Annotated in this window: 22 protein-coding genes; 16 read left to right on the top strand and 6 right to left on the bottom strand. The window is 33.0% G+C overall.

Annotation, left to right across the window (positions count from 1 at the left end):
* Window positions 1-285 precede the first annotated feature (285 nt).
* From ACWGOQ_RS09730 to ACWGOQ_RS09715, 4 genes are all read left to right on the top strand, one after another.
* On the top strand, window positions 286-1,419 hold the full coding sequence (locus ACWGOQ_RS09730) for a DegT/DnrJ/EryC1/StrS family aminotransferase (protein WP_452057755.1): 1,134 nt from the start codon (window positions 286-288) through the stop codon (window positions 1,417-1,419).
* Window positions 1,416-3,344 carry a polysaccharide biosynthesis protein gene (locus ACWGOQ_RS09725; protein WP_452057754.1) on the top strand — a complete coding sequence of 643 codons (1,929 nt, stop codon included), beginning with the start codon at window positions 1,416-1,418 and terminating at the stop codon, window positions 3,342-3,344. Before ACWGOQ_RS09730 ends, ACWGOQ_RS09725 begins: the two co-directional genes overlap by 4 nt.
* Window positions 3,345-3,427: 83 nt before the next feature.
* Window positions 3,428-4,219 carry a polysaccharide biosynthesis/export family protein gene (locus tag ACWGOQ_RS09720; RefSeq protein WP_452057753.1) on the top strand — a complete coding sequence of 264 codons (792 nt, stop codon included), beginning with the start codon at window positions 3,428-3,430 and terminating at the stop codon, window positions 4,217-4,219.
* A gap of 7 nt (window positions 4,220-4,226) precedes the next feature.
* The gene (locus tag ACWGOQ_RS09715) at window positions 4,227-6,572 is read left to right on the top strand and encodes a GumC family protein (RefSeq protein WP_452057752.1); all 2,346 of its coding nucleotides are present in this window, start codon (window positions 4,227-4,229) and stop codon (window positions 6,570-6,572) included.
* 2 nt (window positions 6,573-6,574) lie between these two features.
* Here the strand turns inward: ACWGOQ_RS09715 and ACWGOQ_RS09710 are convergent, their stop codons facing one another.
* From ACWGOQ_RS09710 to ACWGOQ_RS09700, 3 genes are all read right to left on the bottom strand, one after another.
* Entirely contained in the window at window positions 6,575-7,309 is a 735-nt protein-coding gene (locus tag ACWGOQ_RS09710) for a tyrosine-protein phosphatase (protein ID WP_452057751.1), read from the bottom strand.
* A gap of 170 nt (window positions 7,310-7,479) precedes the next feature.
* Complete coding sequence (locus ACWGOQ_RS09705) at window positions 7,480-8,286, bottom strand: MBL fold metallo-hydrolase (protein ID WP_452057750.1); 807 nt, start codon at window positions 8,284-8,286, stop codon at window positions 7,480-7,482.
* A 68-nt stretch (window positions 8,287-8,354) separates the two neighbouring features.
* Window positions 8,355-9,110 (bottom strand): sulfite exporter TauE/SafE family protein, encoded by a 756-nt coding sequence (locus ACWGOQ_RS09700; protein WP_452057749.1) that lies wholly within the window; start codon window positions 9,108-9,110, stop codon window positions 8,355-8,357.
* Between the two features lie 102 nt (window positions 9,111-9,212).
* Between ACWGOQ_RS09700 and ACWGOQ_RS09695 the strand changes: the two genes are divergently transcribed.
* Window positions 9,213-10,973 carry a SulP family inorganic anion transporter gene (locus ACWGOQ_RS09695; RefSeq protein ID WP_452057953.1) on the top strand — a complete coding sequence of 587 codons (1,761 nt, stop codon included), beginning with the start codon at window positions 9,213-9,215 and terminating at the stop codon, window positions 10,971-10,973.
* A gap of 59 nt (window positions 10,974-11,032) precedes the next feature.
* On the opposite strand, the gene ACWGOQ_RS09690 is transcribed toward ACWGOQ_RS09695, so the two are convergent.
* On the bottom strand, window positions 11,033-11,992 hold the full coding sequence (locus tag ACWGOQ_RS09690) for a carboxypeptidase-like regulatory domain-containing protein (RefSeq protein WP_452057748.1): 960 nt from the start codon (window positions 11,990-11,992) through the stop codon (window positions 11,033-11,035).
* A gap of 279 nt (window positions 11,993-12,271) precedes the next feature.
* Between ACWGOQ_RS09690 and ACWGOQ_RS09685 the strand changes: the two genes are divergently transcribed.
* The 4 genes from ACWGOQ_RS09685 to ACWGOQ_RS09670 all read left to right on the top strand — a co-directional run bounded on the left by ACWGOQ_RS09685 (window position 12,272) and on the right by ACWGOQ_RS09670 (window position 15,628).
* Complete coding sequence (locus ACWGOQ_RS09685) at window positions 12,272-13,105, top strand: DMT family transporter (RefSeq protein ID WP_452057747.1); 834 nt, start codon at window positions 12,272-12,274, stop codon at window positions 13,103-13,105.
* 296 nt (window positions 13,106-13,401) lie between these two features.
* Window positions 13,402-13,731: a helix-turn-helix transcriptional regulator gene (locus ACWGOQ_RS09680; protein WP_452057746.1), complete on the top strand. Its 330-nt coding sequence runs from the start codon at window positions 13,402-13,404 to the stop codon at window positions 13,729-13,731.
* Window positions 13,725-15,011 (top strand): type II toxin-antitoxin system HipA family toxin, encoded by a 1,287-nt coding sequence (locus ACWGOQ_RS09675; RefSeq protein WP_452057745.1) that lies wholly within the window; start codon window positions 13,725-13,727, stop codon window positions 15,009-15,011. The genes ACWGOQ_RS09680 and ACWGOQ_RS09675 overlap by 7 nt, the downstream gene beginning before the upstream one ends.
* Window positions 15,012-15,034: 23 nt before the next feature.
* On the top strand, window positions 15,035-15,628 hold the full coding sequence (locus ACWGOQ_RS09670) for a hypothetical protein (protein ID WP_452057744.1): 594 nt from the start codon (window positions 15,035-15,037) through the stop codon (window positions 15,626-15,628).
* A gap of 153 nt (window positions 15,629-15,781) precedes the next feature.
* On the opposite strand, the gene ACWGOQ_RS09665 is transcribed toward ACWGOQ_RS09670, so the two are convergent.
* Window positions 15,782-16,033, bottom strand: a complete 252-nt coding sequence (locus ACWGOQ_RS09665; protein ID WP_452057743.1) for a hypothetical protein — start codon at window positions 16,031-16,033, stop codon at window positions 15,782-15,784.
* A 193-nt stretch (window positions 16,034-16,226) separates the two neighbouring features.
* On the opposite strand from ACWGOQ_RS09665, the gene ACWGOQ_RS09660 reads away from it, so the two are divergent.
* From ACWGOQ_RS09660 to ACWGOQ_RS09630, 7 genes are all read left to right on the top strand, one after another.
* Window positions 16,227-16,895 (top strand): DUF2293 domain-containing protein, encoded by a 669-nt coding sequence (locus tag ACWGOQ_RS09660; RefSeq protein ID WP_452057742.1) that lies wholly within the window; start codon window positions 16,227-16,229, stop codon window positions 16,893-16,895.
* Window positions 16,896-16,934: 39 nt separating this feature from the next.
* Complete coding sequence (locus ACWGOQ_RS09655; RefSeq protein ID WP_452057741.1) at window positions 16,935-17,105, top strand: hypothetical protein; 171 nt, start codon at window positions 16,935-16,937, stop codon at window positions 17,103-17,105.
* Window positions 17,098-17,487, top strand: coding sequence for a YchJ family protein (locus ACWGOQ_RS09650; RefSeq protein WP_452057740.1), 390 nt, complete (start codon window positions 17,098-17,100; stop codon window positions 17,485-17,487). Before ACWGOQ_RS09655 ends, ACWGOQ_RS09650 begins: the two co-directional genes overlap by 8 nt.
* 292 nt (window positions 17,488-17,779) lie before the next feature.
* A complete protein-coding gene (locus ACWGOQ_RS09645; protein WP_452057739.1) occupies window positions 17,780-17,995 on the top strand; it encodes a hypothetical protein in 216 nt (71 codons plus the stop codon).
* Window positions 17,996-18,202: 207 nt separating this feature from the next.
* Complete coding sequence (locus ACWGOQ_RS09640; protein ID WP_452057738.1) at window positions 18,203-19,423, top strand: radical SAM protein; 1,221 nt, start codon at window positions 18,203-18,205, stop codon at window positions 19,421-19,423.
* Between the two features lie 79 nt (window positions 19,424-19,502).
* Window positions 19,503-19,802, top strand: a complete 300-nt coding sequence (locus ACWGOQ_RS09635; RefSeq protein WP_452057737.1) for a hypothetical protein — start codon at window positions 19,503-19,505, stop codon at window positions 19,800-19,802.
* Window positions 19,803-19,881: 79 nt separating this feature from the next.
* Window positions 19,882-20,469 carry a hypothetical protein gene (locus ACWGOQ_RS09630; protein ID WP_452057736.1) on the top strand — a complete coding sequence of 196 codons (588 nt, stop codon included), beginning with the start codon at window positions 19,882-19,884 and terminating at the stop codon, window positions 20,467-20,469.
* Window positions 20,470-20,475: 6 nt separating this feature from the next.
* On the opposite strand, the gene ACWGOQ_RS09625 is transcribed toward ACWGOQ_RS09630, so the two are convergent.
* On the bottom strand, window positions 20,476-21,348 hold the full coding sequence (locus tag ACWGOQ_RS09625) for a pirin family protein (RefSeq protein ID WP_452057735.1): 873 nt from the start codon (window positions 21,346-21,348) through the stop codon (window positions 20,476-20,478).
* Window positions 21,349-21,476: the final 128 nt, after the last annotated feature.

The following is a 21,476-nucleotide window of genomic DNA, read 5'->3' as shown; positions in this document are numbered from 1 at the left end:
TACGGTAAAACCCTCGTCTAACAGTTTATGGATAGGTAGCTATGCTGTTAAACGCCTTTTTTTAGTATTCCATCTAAAATATGAAATTTTCTGATGTAATTACAAGTAACTAGACTATTTTAGCGGTGGTTAAAGCAAGTAAGAGTAAAATACAATTTTTGGAAGTACTACCCCCTTCTTCCTTATATTTTATGAAGTTAAAAAAAAGAAAAAAGTATTAGCGATGGTACCGTTTTGTTATCATCGTGAGAATAGATTAATGTTCATTAATTAAAGGGGAAAATTATGAATGAAGTAAAATCTAAAAAAATATGGCTTTCTTCGCCACATATGGGGGGGACAGAAGAAAGTTATGTAAAACAAGCTTTTGACACTAATTGGGTTGCGCCGTTAGGGCCAAATGTAGATAGTTTTGAAAAAGATATTGAGAATTATTTGGGTGGAGACAATTTTGTAGCTGCACTAAGTTCTGGTACAGCAGCGTTGCACTTAGGACTTAAAATTCTTGGTGTTTCACAAGGGGACGAGGTATTATGCCAGAGTATGACCTTTGCTGCTTCTGCTAATCCTATAACATATTTAGGAGCAAAGCCTATATTTATAGATAGCGAAGTCGAAACCTGGAATATCTGTCCAGAACAATTGGAGTTAGCAATTAAGGATAGAATAGGGAAAGGCAAAAAACCAAAGGCTATTATCGCTGTACATTTATATGGAATGCCGTACAATGTAGATGCCATCCACAAAATAGCATCAGAATACAAAATACCTGTTTTAGAAGACAGTGCCGAATCGCTAGGTAGCTCGTACCACGGTGTTAAGTGTGGTACTTTTGGTGACATAGCCATACTTTCGTTTAATGGAAATAAAATCATTACAACTTCAGGTGGTGGGGCATTAATAGCAAAAAATAGCGAGCACAGAGAGAAAGCTATTTTTCTCGCTACTCAGGCCAGAGATAATGCACCACACTACGAACATACTGAAATTGGCCATAACTATCGTATGAGTAATATCATTGCTGGAATCGGAAGAGGACAGATGGAGGTTTTAGATAAGCATGTTTATAATAGACGAAGTAACTTTGATTTTTATAAAAGTAACTTGAGTAGCTCTCCGGAAATTAAATTTTTGGATGAGCCAATAGGTTTTCATTCTAACAGGTGGCTCACTTGTATAGAGACCACTTCTTATGAACTACGAGAAGGGTTGAGATTAGCACTTGCAGAAGAAAACATAGAATCACGACCATTATGGAAACCCATGCACCGACAACCTGTTTTTGCAGATTGTAGAGCGTACCTCAATGGAATTTCTGATGATCTATTTGATCGAGGACTTTGCTTACCAAGCGGGTCCAATCTTGAAAAAGAAGATTTATTTAGAATTGTATCGGTAATTAAAAACATTTTGAGATGATTAAGGATTACATAATTAATAATTCACACAAGCATGCATCCAAATGGCTTGTATTAGCTATTGATATTGCAGTCACTATTTTTAATTTCTTTTTGGCTTATGTTGTAAGATTTGGTATTACGCTTGACTTTGAGGATACAAATTTAGTATACCAAATACCGGTCATGATGCTTTTAGCAGCAATTAGTTTCTTAATCGTAGGCTCCTATAAAGGAGTAGTGAGGCATACTGGGATGAGAGATGCATATAATCTTTTCTTAGCTGTTACCGTATTAATTTCCCTAAGTGGAGCTTTAATGGTTTCAAGTAGATTGTCATTGATACCAGAACTTCTTAATATTCCTGTATCGATTATTTGCGTTCATTATTTGCTAAATATTATTACGCTGACCACCAGCCGCCTTGTATTTAAATATTGCTATCATTATATAAAATCAAAGTTAGGTGATTCTTCTAGAGTAATGATTTATGGTGCTGGAGATTCTGGTCTGATCACATTAGCAGCTATTACCAACGATTCGCAGAAATCAGTAAATGTACTCGGATTTATAGATGATAATCCGCAAAAAGTTGGAAAGACGATCAATGGGATCACAGTCTATCGTTCTAAAGCAATTACACAAAGTTATGTTACAAAACATAACATAACTGAAATAATTGTATCAATCCCTCATATAGATAAACAACGTTTATCTGAAATTTCTGATGAATTGCTGAAGCTATCTGTAAAAGTTAAGATTATTCCTGCTATAAATGATTGGATCGATGGAAAATTGAACGTATCTCAAATCAAACAGATCCAGATAGAAGACTTGTTAGATAGGGCTCCGATAGCATTAGAAAACCAAAATATCAAAAAAGAACTTCACGAGAAAGTAATTTTGATTACAGGAGCCGCCGGATCTATCGGAAGTGAAATTGTAAGACAAGCATCTTTTTACAGTTATAAGCACTTGGTATTGGTGGATCAGGCAGAATCACCATTATATGATTTACAGCAGGAGTTATTAAGTAAAGGAGTTACCAATTTCACTCCAATTGTAGCTGATATTAGAGATCACCAGAGGATAGAAACTATCTTTGAAAGATTTAGACCAAATATGGTATTTCACGCAGCCGCTTACAAGCATGTACCACTTATGGAGAATAATCCTTGCGAAGCGATTAAGATAAACGTTTTAGGTACAAGAAAACTTGCAGATCTGTCATCAGAGTTTGGAGTAGATAAATTCGTTTTTGTTTCAACAGATAAAGCGGTAAACCCTACCAATGTAATGGGTGCTACTAAGAGAGTAGCCGAAATGTATATTAAGTGTTTGCATAAAACGAGTAAAACTAAATTTATCACAACCAGATTTGGAAATGTCTTAGGATCTAATGGTTCTGTAATTCCGCTATTTAAAAAACAGATTGATAAAGGTGGTCCACTTACGGTTACTCATAAAGATGTAACTCGTTTCTTTATGACCATACCAGAGGCTTCACAACTTGTAATTGAAGCTGGTACAATGGGCAATGGCGGTGAGATTTTTATATTCGATATGGGTGAATCTGTGAAGATATTTGATTTAGCCAAAAAAATGATAAGATTATCTGGTCTAACCTATCCCAATGATATTAATATAGAAATAACGGGATTAAGACCCGGAGAAAAACTGTATGAAGAATTATTAGCAGATACTGAGAATACCCTGCCAACATACCATAAGAAAATTATGATCAGCAAATTTGATGATGCCGATTGCCCACTAGTAATGGATAAAATTGATGACCTATGTATTATGAATTTATTCAATCAGGATGATCAAATTGTAAGCAAACTTAAAGAAATTGTTCCAGAATTTATTTCTAAGAATTCTACTTTCGAAAGTATTGATATCAAGAATAAAGAAGCCCAAAACGATACTAAGAAAGTACTAGTATAGTCTTCTTCTTAAAATTGTTGTAATAAACAAGAATATTGTCCTATTTTTGCGTGTTTATCTAAATATCCTAAAGCATTTATTATATGCATTCATACAGATTTTTACTATTATTATTAATCACCACTTTTGTTTTTTCTTGTAAAACACCTACTGATGTGGTGTACTTTCAGAATTCTAAAGATTTAGAGAGAATAAAGTCAACAAACTCATTTACTCCTGTTTTTAAAGTAGATGATATCGTTAGTATTTTGGTTTCCGCAACGGATATGGATGCAGCAAGACCATTTAATTTAATGCAGGGCGCCAGTGTAACTTCTCCAGCCGGAGAAAATGGAGTCGTGGCTAATGGAAATGGAGGAGTAGAACCTACCTACCTTATTGACGAAGAAGGCACAATTGATTTTCCGGTTATTGGAAAACTGAAAATTGCAGGACTAACTCGGGTAGAAGTCAAGGATATGTTGAAAAAAAGGTTGAAAGTCTATATTAAAGATCCTATTGTAAGTGTTAGACTAAAAAACTTTAAAATTACTGTCGTGGGTGAAGTAAGTCGACCTGGATCTTTTACTATTCCTAATGAAAGAATAACAATTATAGAAGCAATTGGATTAGCTGGAGACCTTACTATAATGGGTAAAAGAGGAAATGTGATGGTGATAAGAGAAAACGACGGAGTAAATACGTATCACCGTGTTGATCTTACTTCAAAATCTATTTTTGACTCACCGGTTTACTATTTAGCTCAGAATGATGTCCTGTATGTTGAGCCCAATCAAGCTATGGTTAAAAGCTCCAAAGGCAGGGATAATACAATCGGAATTGTTTTGAGTGTAGTTAGTGTAGGTCTAGCAGCATTAGCACTTATTTTAAGATAGAAAATTTATGATTTCTAATAATAATTCGGATTCCAATACATCTGTAAAGACTACAAAGCCAAGTTTTAATTTTAGAGAAGAAATTCTAAAATATGTAAAAAAATGGTATTGGTTTTTGCTAAGCATATCTATTTTTGGAACATTAGCATACTTACATATACGATATACTATTCCACAGTTTAATGTTTCGGGAACTATTCTTATTTCACAGGAAGAAAGTGTAAGTGAATCCGAACTTTCTGCATTTAAGGATCTTGGACTTCTTGATGATTCCAAAAACAAAATTGAAAATGAGATACAAATTATCAAATCCAGAACATTACTTACCAATGTAGTCAACAATCTGAAACTAAACGTACAGTATTTTACAAAGGGCAGGGTTTTGGAGGTGGAAAATTATCCAAAATCTCTTGTAGAGATTAATTTTTTATCTGCTGATTCAATAGTACGTACAAAATCAAAAAACTTCAGAGTTCTCATCAATTCGGATACTTCTTTTTCTTTTGTAGATGAGGAAGATAAAAAGCTTAGTGATCACTCTTTTGGTAAAACAATAAATACAAGTATAGGAGATATTGTGATTACTCCCAACATAAAAAGTATTGAATCCAATAAAGGGAAAGTAATTGATATAAAGATAACGCCTGTTAATGTAGTGGCTCAAAGGTACAGAAACAAGCTGGCTGTTATGACCATTGGTAAAGGGTCTTCTATTGTGAAGTTATCACTAAATGATCCCGTAAAAGAAAAGGCTAAAGATATTATCAATAATTTGGTAGAAGAATATAATAAATCTACTATTGAAAATAAGAAAATAACTTCTGCACGAACTGCAGGGTTTATTAACGAGCGGCTAGAGCTCATTTCTGGTGATTTATCAGAAGTAGATGATGAAGCGGCAGGTTATAAGTCTAAATTTGGATTGACCAATGACGTCTCAGCTCAGACACAGAGAGTAGCAGATATCGATTCTAGAAATATTCAAGAAATCAATAGATTAGAGACGCAATTAAGAAAAATAGAATCTACCAGACGATTTGTGTTAAGTCAGGATGGAAAATATGATATCCTACCTTCAACATTAGGATTTGACGATCCTTCTATCACATCAACTGTTGCCCGTTATAATCAATTAATAAGTCAAAGAAAGAGATTGTTGAAATCTTCAAGTGAGCAGAATCCAGTGGTGGTTAACATCGATGAGCAGATAGGTTCTTTGCGTCAAGGTTTAATTGCCAGTTTAAACGGTGCAAAAAGTTCCATAAATATAAGTCTAAATAGTCTAAGAACTCAGGATAAGTACTTTAGCGGAAAATTGTATAATGCACCATTACGACAAAAAGAACTAACAGCGATAGGGAGAGAGCAAGGTATCAAGGAACAATTATATCTTTATTTGTTACAGAAAAGAGAAGAAGCAGAGATAACCAGTCACATTACATTATCCAATGCGCGTGTCATTGATAAGGCATCTACACTAGGGTCATATCCCGTTTCTCCAAATAAGCGAATGATTTATTTTGGTGCTATTTTTTTAGGATTGGCATTACCCTTTTTAACGATTTATTTACTAGATCTTTTTAATACCAAAGTGAATTCGAGAGAAGACCTTGAGAATGTACTCTCCATGCCAATCTTAGGTGCGATTCCAAAAACAAAAACGAAGAAAAGTAATATTGTAGTTTCTAGAAATAGTAGGTCTTCGGTAGCAGAAGCCTTTAGGATCCTTCGAACTAATTTAGGTTTTTTAATGGCTGGAATCAAAAAGGAAACCGGAAAAGTTATATTTGTTACATCTACGATTTCGGGAGAAGGAAAGACTTTAGTTTCATCTAATTTGGCACAAGCCCTTGCTATTTCGGGAAAAAAGATTGCATATTTAGGTACTGATTTTAGGGATCCGAAATTTCATAATTTCTTTAATTTTCCAAAAGGAAAGGATGCTCTTGGGTTTACTAATTTTATTATGAATTCAGATATTAAGCCTGAAGACATTATATATGAACAAGGTGAAAACGATCCTATTTTCGTAGTTCCTTCTGGCGCAATTCCTCCAAACCCGGCAGAACTTCTTATGAATGATAGGGTGAAAGAAATGTTTGAATATTTAGGAGAACACTATGATTACATTGTAGTAGACACTGCTCCAGTGAGCTTGGTTACAGATACATTACTAATTAGTCACTTTGCTGACTTAAGTATCTATATTGTTCGCGAAAATTATTCTGATAAAAGAATTCTTCAGATTCCGGAAAATCTTTACAGGGAAAAACGCTTACCCAATATGGCCGTACTTCTTAATGCAGCAGGTGATAAAGTTGGTTATGGTTATGGTTATGGATATGGAGTTTAAAATTAACGGAAAGAAGAGTTTTTTTTCATTAATTCAGAAACTTTATGTGCGTGTTTAGTACTAAACCCTTTTTCTAATATTTCAAACTGCTGATAATTATGGATATCTGAGCCTGCAAAGTCAAAAAGATGTTCAGTAAGAAGCTTTACCGCTGTGTTTTTTACTTTTTCTCCGTAATACCCAGAAATCGAAAGAAGATTTAGCTGAAATAAAAACCCAGACTCTTTTAGTGCAATAAATTTAGTAATGTTATCATTATAAAAGGAATAACGTTCTGGATGTGCAAGGATAGGGGTGAAACCAGCTATTTTTATTTCAAAAAGAATTTCTTTTAGGTTAATAGGAGGATTAAATGTAGACATTTCTACTAATACATATTTTTGATTTAATGGAATAATATCATTTTCTTTTATCCTTTTGTAAGAAAGGTCGTCCAACATGTATTCTGCGCTTGCTTCCAGAACTACTTCTATGTTAAGTGTATGAAGTACGTTTTGCATTTCTATGTGTTTAGACCTAATGACCTCTGTAGTATTGGGCCAAACATCCTCCATTACGTGAGGAGTCGTAATAATCTTTTTTACTCCTAACTTTTCAAATTGTTCTATAATGTAAGCAGATTGATAAATTGTTTCTACTCCATCGTCGATGCCAGGTAGTAGATGAGAATGGATATCCACATACTCGTTTGGAAGCATTTCTTTAAGACGAATTTCATTTTTTTTTAAAAAATACAAGGTGTCCGTTATCGTTTTTGGGGTTAATTAAGATTTTATACTTTATTTACATAAATGCTCTTTATTAATCATATTATGTAGCTAGCAAAAGTAAAGATTATTAAATGAAAAAAACTGCTTAAGAAGTTAAACTCACCTAGCAGTTTTTAGCTCATTTTTTACTGTTGTGGCTATTTTGTACTTGGATACCAGTCCAGTTGTATTACTTCAATCTCAGAATTACCTTTATTCACAATTTCCTTAAATTTTGATACGTCACTTAATCCTTCAGTACCTCTGTAATGATAGGGATAAATCGTTTTAGGTTTAAATGCTAAAACCGCATCAGCAGCACTTTCTACAGTCATCGTATACGGAAGGTTCATACAAACAAATGCTTTATCGATATTTTCAAGTTTTCTCATTTCAGGAATATCTTCAGTATCTCCAGAAAAATATAAACGCTCATCTCCAAGTGTAATTACATATCCATTACCGCGTCCTTTAACATGAAATTTTAATGCTTCTTCTCTTAAATTATACATGGGTATGGCTTCGACAGAAACTCCATCCACATTTTTTACTTCGCCGTTATTAATAATAACTAGCTGATCTGTATAATTTGCCGGAAGTTTTTCTGCAACCGCCTGGGGCACAATTATTTTAGAATCTGAAAGGTCTAGGCTATCTAAAGTTTCAATATTCATATGATCACCGTGAATATCTGTAATGAGTACTAAATCTGGAAGTTTTTGATTTTCAAATGCTGTAGCTCCACCTGTTGGATCTATATAGATAGTTTTTTTCTTATACTCTAATACGGTAGTAGCGTGCTGGATAGGGATAATTTGAAGATCAGAAATTGGTTTTTCTGAGGATTCATTATTTACAATAATTTCTTCTTTGGCTGTTTCACCGGTAGTTTCTTCTTTTTTAGTTTCTTTACAACTCGATAAAAACAGACTAAAGATAAATAGAGATAGGGTATAAAATTTCATTATATATGGTTTTAGTTATGTAACAAGGTATAAAATGACTGTAAAACCAGAAACATTTTAATGTAAGATTAACTATCCATCCATAGCTTAATAGCCATAGCAATTACCATGATTATCAAAAATATTTTGACAATACCATCTCCTTTTTTTACCGACCATCTACTAGAGAACCAACCTCCAGACGCATTGCCAAAGGCTAATACAAAACCATATAAGTAATCTATTTGATCGTTAAAAGCAAAAATCACCAATGCACCTATGGTATAAATAAAAACTACAACTGCTTTTACAGCATTAGACTTCACTAAACTCATTCTATTTATAGAACTAAGAGCCAGCAGAATAAAGATTCCTACACCTGCCTGTATAAAACCACCATAAATTCCTATAAAGAAAAAAGCCAGAATGGATGAAAAACGGTAGGTGCCTTGTATCCGTTCTATCAGGTCTTTCGTGTTTATTTTGGGTTTGAAAACCATAAATAATACGACCACCAGCATCACAATGGCTAATATTTTATTAAACGTTTCACCTTTTATGTTAATAGCGATCTTTGCACCAATTAACGACCCTATCAAAGCGGATATCCCTAAATAGAAACTAAAAATTGAGGGTCGAATCCCTTTACTTTTAAAACCTGCTACCGATGTAATACTCTGAATAAAAATACCTATTCTATTGGTGCCATTGGCTATCGTTGGTGGTAACCCCATGAAAATTAACATGGGTAAAGTTAATAGAGACCCGCCTCCAGCTATAGTGTTAATAACTCCTGCTATAAAACCAACTATAGCAAGAAGAAAAAGAAGTAGTGTTTCGTTCATTCTTTAATGTAATTATCCAAAAATACCAAATCTAAAAAATACAAATGCTTTTTGTAAATCATTTAGTATAAAATCTTAAACTATCGTAGATTTACAGTACTAATTCAAAATATAGCAACTGTCAAAGCATTATTTAAAATATTTCCGGTTTTAGTATCTTTAAAAGGTTATAATAAAACAAGTTTTGCAGCGGATTTAGTAGCTGGGATTACCGTGGCTGTTGTGTTGATTCCTCAAGCAATTGCATATGCTTTGTTAATAGGAACACCACCTATATATGGATTATATGCTTGTCTTATTCCGTTGGTTGTATATGCCTTTTTTGGAACCTCAAGGCAGTTAAGCATTGGTCCTGTTGCGGTTACTGCCATCTTAGTGATGAGTGGAGTGAATCAATTAGCAGTACCGTTTACGAAGGAGTTTATCAATCTAGTGATTTTTTCAGGTTTATTAATTGGGGTTCTGCAGTTGGCTCTTAGTTTTTTGAGAATGGGCTTTCTGATCAATCTCATTTCCCAACCTGTAATTTCGGGGTTTATATCAGCGGCAGCTATCATTATTATTATTTCTCAGCTTGGGGAATCATTAGGAATGGAAGTCCCAAATTTTAGTTACACTCATGAATCAATATGGTTCATTATACAAAATATTTCTTCAATTCATCTTATCACAATGAGTGTTTGTCTAGGTTCTATTGTAGTGATGATTATGCTAAAGAAATGGAAAAAATCTTTTCCGGGAGCACTTTTTGTGCTAATAGCAACTACAATAATTACTGCTGTATTTGATTTGAAAAATAAAGGGCTTTCTGTAATAGGAGATGTTCCCAAAGGGTTACCTTCTTTCAGTATTCCTGATATGAGTTATGATTCGATGATAGCATTGATACCATCAGTACTAACGGTAACTTTTATTGGATATGTTGGCAGTATTGGTATTGCTAAATCATTAGAAATGAAAAATCGTGATCACATAGTTAAACCGAACCAAGAACTTCTAGCATTGGGTATTGCCAAGATAGTTGGATCCTTTTTTCAGGCGATACCTTCTTCGGGTAGTTATAGTAGGTCTGCGATTAATGATGAAGCAGGAGGGAAGACTACAATTTCGTCTATAATTACCGTAATTATGGTAATTATTTCACTGTTGTTTTTCACTTCTTTTTTTTACTATATCCCCAAAGCAGTTTTAGCTGCAATTATACTCGTCTCAGTTTTTGGTCTTATTAATTTTATGGAAGCTAAGTATCTTCTCAAATTAAGAAGAAGAGAGTTTATTGTAATGATTATCACATTTTTAGGAACGTTGATTTTTGGAGTAGAAAAAGGAATTTTCATAGGGGTGATACTTTCTTATTTATTCTTACAATTTTATAGTTCCAGGCCTCATATTGCAGAATTGGTACATATTCCAGACACCCATTATTATCGAAATGTTAACAGATTTCCAGATGCCAAAAGGTCTTCCAAATATTTAATTATTCGATTTGATGACCAGCTGTATTTTGCAAATACTAGTTATTTCAAAGAAACCATCCTTAGGTATATCAAAAAACGAAACCCATTGCCTGAGTTCTTAATTTTAGATAGTACGAACATCCACGATATTGATAGTACAGGATTACATATTTTAGAGGATGTACATCGATATTTAGAGGAATCAGGAATTCAATTATTAATGTCTGGGACTATAGGACCGGTTAGGGATTTTCTTAAAAGATCAGGTTTTACAGATGCGTTGGGAGTGCAGCACAATTTTTTGCAAATTGAAGATGCTGTACAATTTACAAAGAACAAAACAATTCAGAAAAAATCCTTGGAAGTAGCTGTACAACATAATAAGAAAAGATCTTTTTTAGATTAGGTTATTCGTGCTTAATCTGATGGAACATGAGTGAATACCCTATGATGTAACCTTCTGACCTATTTCTCGTATACATGAAGTTTAACACCCATGCCATAATTCATAAATCCTTTTTGAATTAAGATGTTATTTTCACTGTATTCAGTATCAAAACGTTGCCATGTTCTATTCTTAAAGAATATTCTTCGGGTAAAGGTAATATTGTCATCGATTTTATTTGTAAAAGGCAGTAGTGGTCTGAATGTAGTAGAAACCTTAACAATTCCTTTGCGCGTCTCAACTTCGTGATATTTTTTAGTATGCTGAAGTCTTCCTTCTTTATCGGTATACCCCAATACTTGTATGGATATGAATACACCATTTTTGGGTATAAAAACTTTATATTCGGAAATGTCAAGCTCAAAATTAGTTTTATTGTTGTTCGTAATTCTGAAAATAATATCATCATTAGGCAATCTTTTTCCAGGAAAGCCCTGGTGGTTTTTATAAAACTGCATTTTAAACAACGTAGAAAAAGATTGTTTCCTTCCAGATTCACTAGAAGATTCCATCATAACAGGCAAAAATACTGAAGCAATTTTAGTTGATTTAAGTGGATCTCGAGGAAAAAACACAGCAATTTCAGATTCTACGGTTGGTAACCAACATCTAAAATAGTCATCGTGTACTCTAGAACTCTTTCGTTTCGTTCTATACTTTCCTAGATTTTCAGCGGTTACTACTACTTCCTGAAGTTCTGAGACATCTTGTGTTAGTAAAATATTCTTAGGTAAATTTTTTGTAGCTAAAGTTTTTTCTGTGTAACCAAGTGCGGATATATAGATAGAATCTATATCCCTATATCTTTTTTTTGAAAACTGAAAAACTCCATCCGCGTCGGCAAACAAACCATTACCGTTACCAAATGAAATAGTCGCGTAGGAAACAGGGGATTTTTTAGTCACGTCCAAAACCCTGTAAGACTGACTTCTGACTCCCTGTATCATAAGTAATACAAGTATGGGGAATACTTTTTTCATAGTAGGTAAGAGGCATTAATTGATAGGACAAATTAATAAAAATAATTTAAAACCATAGGGTTGTCGATCTAATGTCATGATGTTTTCATCTTTTTGTTATTCTATTTTTTAACTTCATACTATCAAAAAGGAAGCCAAAAAAATTAGTAATACTCATTCTCTACATCTTACTTTTAAGAATAATGTATTCTGTATTTTATAAATAATCTTTAGGCAAGTTCTATATTTGAAGGCTCATTATCTTATATAATTATCTGATGAGTATAAAAGAATAAGCATTTGAAAAAAGCTATATATTTTATGATCCTAAGTACCGTATCCTTTACGGTAATGAATTTATTGGTAAAATATTTAATTGGTTTTAGTGCATATCAACTAGTGTTTTTTAGATCTATCGGTACTCTGTTTTTTACCATGCCCTTCTTGTTTTATTATAAAATATCAATAGCAGGAAACCAGAAGAAATTACTCGTGTTTCGCGGTTTAGCAGGGGTTACGTCTATGGGATTTTTTTTTATGTCCGTAGCGTACCTAAAAATAGGTTCTGCAGTATCCCTTCGATACCTTTCACCTATTTTTGCTACCATTCTGGCTGTAATCTTTCTTAGAGAACGAGTAAAAAAAATACAATGGTTGTTTTTTCTAATTGCATTTTTTGGTGTTTTAATGATCAAAGGATTTGATACGGATATCAATTCTATTGGATTGTTATTAATCGTTTTATCTGCATTGTTTAGCGGCGTGGTGTACGTGCTGATTAATAAAATAGGCTTAAAGGATCATCCAGTAGTTATTGTTAATTATTTTATGTGGATAGCCACTATTTTAGGAGGCATACTATCTATTTTTCATTGGACAAAAACTCCTGAAGGCTGGGAATGGGTATTCTTATGTAGTTTGGGCGTATTTGGCTATTTTGGACAATTGTTTATGACCAAAGCTTTTCAATCACAAGTGACTAATAAAGTGGTTTCCCTAAAATATATGGAAGTTGTCTTTACTATGATTGCCGGAATTTTTTTGTTTGGAGATGCATATCCATTATTGAGTATATTGGGAACTCTTATGGTTATTACCGGGTTGGTTCTTAATATGCTTTATCGATCTAAATAGTATTTAACCATTTAATTTTAATACGCTCACTTTAAATCATTACTTCAAGTTTTTTACTTAATAGATTGTTGTATAAACTTATTTGTGGATACATATATGATAATTTGCTATTTTTAATTTGAATTATATATATTTTAAAGTATATTCTTTTATATTTTAGAATATTTAAAGAACTATAAGATATATTTTTATATACTTTAGTATATTTACATATATAATCATAAAGTATAAATTTTTATACATAAATATGTTTTTTTAAATACAAAGTATATTTTAATATACATTAAATAAGTAGTATGGATTTAAAACAACTTTCTGATGATGATGTTTTATTTGAGCTTACACAACGTGTAAAAAAAAGAAGACTTAATCTCAATATTACGCAAGAAGAACTTTCTAAGAGAGCAGGAGTTCATGTACAGACAATTAAAAACTTTGAGTCGGGTAAATCTACAACATTACTCACGTTTATTCAGATTCTGAGGGCGTTTGGAGAGCTTGACTCTTTGAGTTCATTTTTACCAGATCCAGGTATCAGTCCTGTAGAATTACTAAAATTAAAAGGTAAAGAAAGAGAAAGGGCTTCAGGAGGTTCTGACGATAAACCAAAAAAATCATCATGGTAGATGTAATCAAAATAACACTTTGGGGACGAGAATTAGGAGCTTTGAGCTGGGATGTCGATAAAAAATATGCTTCTTTCGAATTTTTTCCGAATTTTCTAAAAAATAATTGGGATGTTTCGCCCGTACATATGCCTATCCATAGCTCAGAAAGAAGAATATATAATTTTCCACGTCTTAATGAAGATACTTTTAAAGGATTACCCGGGATGTTATCAGATGTGTTACCAGATGATTTTGGAAATCGATTAATCGACCAGTGGTTATTGCTTAATAATATTTCTAAAACTCAATTCACACCTTTAGACCGTTTGTGTTATATAGGAAGACGCGGAATGGGAGCTTTAGAATTTCAGCCTGCTAGAAACATTGGTAAAAGGGTCGCAAGTACCGTAGAAATCGATAAACTTGTTACACTTGCACAAAAAGTATTGAACTCTCGTGAGCAAATAGCACTTAATATCTCTGAGACAGAACATCTAAATGAATTGATAAAAGTAGGTACTTCTGCCGGCGGACAACGTGCAAAAGCAATTATTGCGTATAATTCGAAAACTAACGAGATTAGGTCTGGACAAACAGATGTTCCTGAAGGGTTTGAACATTATCTTTTTAAGTTTGATGGTGTAAATGACGTATCCCTTAGCGATCCGCAAGGGTATGGAAGGATAGAATATGCTTACTATCTAATGGCATTGGATTGTGGAATTCATATGGAGCATTCTCAATTGTTCGAAGAACACGATCGAGCTCATTTCATGACTAAAAGATTTGATCGATTATCAAATAATCAGAAACTGCATATGCAAACATTATGTTCGCTAGCACATTTTGATTATAAATCTCCTGGCGCATATTCATATGAAAATGCTTTTGATATTATGCGGCAACTCGGATTACCACACGAGGATGCTACCCAATTATATAAAAGAATGGTATTAAATATTATAGCTAGAAACCAAGATGATCATACTAAGAATATCTCTTTCTTAATGGATCAGCAAGGGGTATGGAAATTAGCACCCGCATATGATGTTACATATTCTTACAACCCTACCGGTATATGGACGAGCATGCATCAGATGTCAGCGAATGCTAAAAGAGGTGATTTTACCACAAAAGATTTACTTACTGTTGGTAATAAAATAAGGTATAATAAGAGCAAAGAAACAATACAACAAGTTTTAGATGTCGTAAGCAACTGGAGTCATTATGCGGATAAAGCAGGTATCCCCTCTAAACAAGCAGATATTTTACAAAAAACATTTCGAACAAATTTCTAATGTTCTATAAACCTGACTAGTTAATGAGTTTTACAAAAAGACCTAAACTCTATTATATCACTACCAAAGGGATATTTTATATTACATTATTGGTAATCTTTCTTACCGTACTATCTGTCTGGCAACTTGGACTTGGAAAAGAAAGAACAATAATTGAAAATTCTCTATTATCCTCAACCATATTGTCTATAGTATTTTTTCTTTTTATAACAATTGGACTATACAAAGGTGTAAAACTAAAGGATAATTTAGGTAAAATGACCGATCGTCTGGATTTTGAGAAGGAGAGTATACCTGAGGTTTTTGATACCTCACTGAAACTACCCGATATGGACGATGGATTTGAAGAAATCCTTTTAGGAATACTACTCTGGGTTTTAATAACCATAATAATAGGAATATTATTATGGTTATTTGGAGGTATATTATGGACGATGGTAATAATATTCTTAGCAATGTTATACTGGATCTTCTTTAGAGCATTGCGTTTAGTTTTTAAAAAATCTCCGATATGTAAAGGAAACCCAACTAAAAGTATCGCATTTGGTTTAAGTTATACTTTATTATATAATTTTTGGATATATGGTATTATTCTAATTGCTGATTTCTTGAAGTAATTTATATTGAGCATATGAGCCACGAGAGATTTGGTGAAATATTTAGGGCAAATTATTCAAATTTAGTTACAATAAAAACGGGGCAAAATGTTTTAATTTCAAATCTAAATTAAGTCTCATGGTACTCATATATTCAATAGAAAGACTGTTTCTTTAATTGAAATCTTCTCTGAGATAAAACATCAATTTAGATTTGTCAGTAAAACTTTTTATCGCAATAATCTCACCATTCAATTTATTGTAAATTATTTCAGCAAATAGAAAATCAATATAGAAAATACTGTAGTAAAAATCACGATTGGCATCATTCATAGAAAACAGATGTATCCCAGTGTTCCATATGTGATGATATTTTTCCGCTAAATTTTGCGAATTAAAGCGCTTTTCTAGGGTAGTTTTTTGCATAAGTGTTTGATTTTAAGATTTAAGGCGATACTAAACTACGGAAAAACCGTAAAAACACAAACTAAAAAGCATAAAAATTGATAAATTCCCCATATATTACTTGTAAATACTTATTTTTTTTCCATAAATCCCCTAAATTATATATAGTTAAAATCGAATAAAATCTTATTTTCGTGTTCAATTACTCTTTGGTTTGGCAACAGTTTCTCAAAATATATTTCTGACTAAAAAGAAAAAACTACGATGTATCTCTTGTGGTAAAAAGATTCCTTTAGGCAAATCATTTGTTGCAGAAAGCGAAAGTCATAAAGGTACCTGTTTTAATTGTTCTCCTTTTAAAGGATACGTATTGTTACCTCCTGGAGATGTGGCAATGACCAGAAGGTCTAAGAAATATTCGATGCGCTGCGGAGTTGTGCTTGCCTGGAATCAACGTAGAAAACGATATGAACGAAGAGGTCAGTTAGTAGAGGCGATTGCGATTGAAAAAGCACGTGTAGCGTGTGAACAAGACCAAGAAGCAAGAATTCTAAAAAATAAAAAAGCCGCCAGGATTAGAGAACAAAAAGATCACGAATTCATACTAAATTTTGCTAAAGCGATTAGAACCCGATATCCTAATTGTCCATCAAAACGAGAATTTGAGATTGCCGCACATGCTTGCAAAAAATATAGTGGGCGAGTGGGCAGAACTGCAAAAGCAAAAGAATTTGATAGTACTATGATTGATCTAGCTGTACAAGCACATGTACGACACGCTGAGACCGATTACGATCAACAATTTGGTAAAGGAAAACGGAAAAAAGAAATTAGACTTGATGTCAAATCAGATATTCATTCAATTCTAAAAAATTGGACGTGAGTCTTCTTTACTTTTGCATAAAACAACTGGATTTTAAACATGGCTAAAAAAGGAAGAGAAAAGAATACGGTAAATAAAGCAAAGCATACAAAACTTATAAACCGTAAAAAGAACAAGCTCAGAAAGGAAAAAGCGCTTAGGAAAGAACGATTAAAATTGATCGTGCAAAAGTCGAATGAATCCAAAGAAAACATTTCTAAGAATGAGTGATTGTTATTGTGGAAAATCACGATCATATGACACTTGTTGTGGTAAGATTCATCAAGATATCACAAAAGCTATTACTGCTGAAAAATTAATGAGATCCCGGTATAGTGCTTTTGTAGTGGGCAATGGGGATTATTTAATAAAAAGTCACCACAGTACTACACGACCTGAGATAAAAGAGAAAAAATCTATCGTAAAATGGACCAACTCTGTAAAGTGGGTTAAACTAGAGGTTTTGCACACAACAAAGGGTACCGAATCGGATAATGAAGGTACTGTAGAATTCAAAGCTTTTTATTTTGAAAACGGAACCCTGCAAGTAATTCATGAAAACTCTCGATTCATAAAAGAAAGTGGTTATTGGGTATATCTGGGAGAAAAATAGACCTTTTTAATAACAATTCAGTCAGAAACAATAATAAACCACTTTTCGAATCTCCTCATTACATAAATAATCCATGCTAAATTTTAAAATTCATTGGTATTTTGAGTTCTTTCGTAAATAAACTCAAAAGGTCGTATTGTTATTAGTTTGTAAACCTTTCATGTTTCAAAGGGTAACAAAATATTTTTCCTTGTATATAAAGTTGTACAATCAAAGCGCGCGCTTGATCACTACAACTTTATTGAGGTAGCCGAAAATCATCAAGAGTAGGCAAAATCTAAACATACAAATAATGAAAAAGGTATTCTTATTACCCAGAGGCTTAGAAAAATTTTCTGCAAAAGAACTTAGAAACATGAAAGCTATTCTAGGTGGAGCAGAAGATGTACCAGCTCCCATTTACTATCCCACTAGTGGTGGTAGACGATGTGCAAATGGTCAGGCTTGGTCAGAAACATTACAGCGTTGCGTTGTGGTAGCTATTGGAGTTCCCGACGGGCCAAGATAAAATGGATTAGCCATAGTCGGTAATGTTTTCTCAAGTTATTTTAGAGGAAATGCAGGTATAGACTAGGTTGTATTCATTAGAAAAAAGGATTGTTAAATCAATTCATAACATACTAAGCGAAGTCAAGAAAATTTACTTGTACAATCATATTACCTTTGAGCTTCGCTTAGTATCACAATCAAATTAAACTCTTAAAAAATATAGCTCATGCAATTTGATGCTTTAATACTCAAAATTGCCAGTAGATGTAATCTTAATTGTTCCTATTGTTTTATGTATAATCTAGGCGATACCACATACAAGGGGCAACCTAAGTTTATGTCTTATAATATGATCGATTCAATACTGGAAAAAACCAAAAAATATATACTCACTTACGATAAGAAAGAGTTTTCGTTTATTTTTCATGGAGGAGAACCGCTACTGATAGAAAAAGAATTTTATCGAACTTTTGTTTCTAAAGCCAATATAATTAAAGAAGAATTGAAAGATGTAGTTTTTCGATATGACATACAAACCAATGGAGTTTTAATTGATGAAGATTGGTGTTCATTATTTGGAGAACTACATATCTACCCAAGTATTAGTGTGGATGGTACAAAAAAAGCGCATGATATGTTTCGAGTGGATCATAAAGGAAATGGTAGTTATGATAAAGTGTTTAATGCGGTAAATTTGCTCAAAGATAACATCGGATATGCCGATACTGTTTGTGTAATCAATATTGAGGAGGAGCCTGAAGAAATTTATAAAAGTTTTAAAAAAATGCAGGTAAATTCTGTAAACTTTTTAATTCCTGATTTTACCTATGATAACTTTCCATTTGATACAGAAAAAACTGTAATGGCAAATTGGTTGATTACACTTTTCGATATTTGGATACAAGATTCAGGTAGGTATAAAATTCCGATGTTTTTGGGATTAATTAATAGATTATTAGGTGTTACAGAGAATTCTAATAATGAATCAGCTGTATTAGTAGTAGAAACTAATGGCGAAATTGAAGCAATTGATTCGCTAAAAGCCTGTGGTCACGGATTTACTAAATCTGGAATGAATGTGCAGCGTAATGATTTCTCTGATATTAAAAAGTCTCCGTTGGGGAAATTATATTTTGAAGATAGTACTACAAAATTATGTGCAAAATGTTTAGAATGCCCCATCAGAGATGTCTGTCAGGGTGGAAGGTTAGTACATCGATTTAGAAAAGAAAATGGATTTAATAATCCATCGGTATATTGTAATGATCTTATCAAGCTTATAGCTCATATACAAAACAAATTAATCAATGTTTTTCCAGAATTATATGCTAAAAAACGTGTTGATCAGATGAATAGTGATGAGATTTTACAATACGTAAATAAGGTAACAAATGATTTCTCAAATACATTCTTTGCTAAAGAACTAGAAAATTTTGGAACAAATTAATTTACGTACATCTGTAATTTTTAAATAAATTAGTGCTAAATGAGATTATATTGTCAAAAGGACTACTATTTAGTAAAACATGAAAAATATAGATAATTCGATGGGCGAATTTGCAAATGTAGATCAATGTAGCCTTAAAGGGCATCTACGTTGCGTATATACCACAGGAAAAGAAGTCTATAGAGATGGTCGCCAAGGTCGTAAAACAAATCATTGGTGGCGAATGTCCTATATTGGAAGAGCTTGTACAAGAAAATGGGGTAAACGTGCTGGCATTTTCTATGAAGCATTATTCGTTTTACCGCATTATCTTGGAATTTTTATTGGAAATCTAGTAGGGTATTGTATGTTTTTATTAGTTGGTAAGAAAGAGCAATAAATAGTACTTTTTATTTTCCTAACAATTATCTGTTAAAAACTTGTTTTCTTTTTCTTCTTAAAAAACAATTTCTTTGTACTTGGAAAAAAAGAAGTCATTGGAAGAACAAATTACACAAACTAAGAAATTTACTCGGAATAATTTCTTCAAAAATACCTATTGTGTATTTAGAGGAGTACGTCTACGGGAAATCTCTAGAAGAAAACCGCATTATCGAAGCGAGTCCGGAAGCACCTATTATTATACTACCAATGGAGTATACCGATTGTCAAATCATTGGGGAAGAGCTGCTAAATGTAATTGGAGGCTAATTTCAGAAATCCCTGTAGAGATTGATGATCTCCGTTTGGGATATGCTGACTGGACTGATTTTAGAGAGAATTTAGATCAGGATGTAGATGCATATTATATTTCAGTAGATTTTGAAACGAAAACAGTAACGTATAAGCACAAGGATAATCCTAATTATGATGAGATCGCTGTGATACGACCTGTAGAAGCTACTCGTAAATTGATCAAGCAAATCAAAAACTTGTTAGAAGATCATAAATGGGCTAAATATTATGATTATGAGGATCTGGATGCGTTTAGAAAAGAAGTGGTGCTAGAGTTGGTTAATACGAATAAGACATTACACGAAATACGTAGAGAATTGGCGGCGTACTAAATAGCATTACTCCGGCATCACAACATAACTATCATCATTTGGGACTTTTGGAAATTCTTTGTTACGCCAATCATTTTTAGCTTTTTCTAATTTCTCTTTGCTCGAAGACACAAAGTTCCAATAGATATGTCTTTCTTCAAAAAAAGGTTGACCGCCAAATAATAATAGATGGGTATTAGGTTCTAAAATCACAGAACAGCTATCTTTAATTTTTGAAACCAGCATGCTTCCTTTCTCAATTGTATTTTCACAAGCTTGTATTTCGCCATCTACAATACAGATACCAATCTCTCCTTGCAATTCTCCTTTGATCTTTAGTTCGTATTGTTCTTTACTTTTTATTTCAACCATAAAAAGCTCTGAATGTACAGGTAAAGGTGATTCTTTACCATATCCTTTTCCGGCAATCAACTTATATTCTGTAGTTCCATCTTTCCAATTTGGCAACTCATTCTTATCCAAATGATGAAACGCAGGTTCAATATCTTCGAGTTGTTTTGGTAATGCAACCCAAATTTGATATCCGTGCGCCAAAAACGCTGATCCATCACGCATATCCTTTGGGGTCCTTTCTGTATGCGTAACTCCTTTTCCGGCAACCATCCAGTTAACAGAACCTGGAGTAATACGCTGATTCGTTCCTATACTATCCCGATGTATAATTTCGCCATCTAACAAATAAGTCAAGGTAGATAAACCAATATGCGGATGTTGATCCACGTCCATATACGATCCTTTTTTAATAACTGTAGGACCCATATGATCAATAAAAATAAAGGGGCCTACCATTCTTTTGGTTCTAAAGGGTATAAGTCTTCCTACCAGAAAATCACCAATATCACGACTTCGTTCTTCGATTATTAATTCTTGATTTGACATGGAAACTTATTTTTTTAAATTTCTAATGGTTAAAATACACTTTTTGCTGATAGGATGTCGTTAAATAAATAGTAAGAGTATTAGTATCGGGTTCAAAGTATCTACTTTAAATTATTTTACTATCTTTT

The organism is Aquimarina ulvae (genome assembly GCF_053613295.3).
Note: the sequence above shows the minus strand (reverse complement) of the source record. Positions and strands in the feature narration are given on the sequence as shown.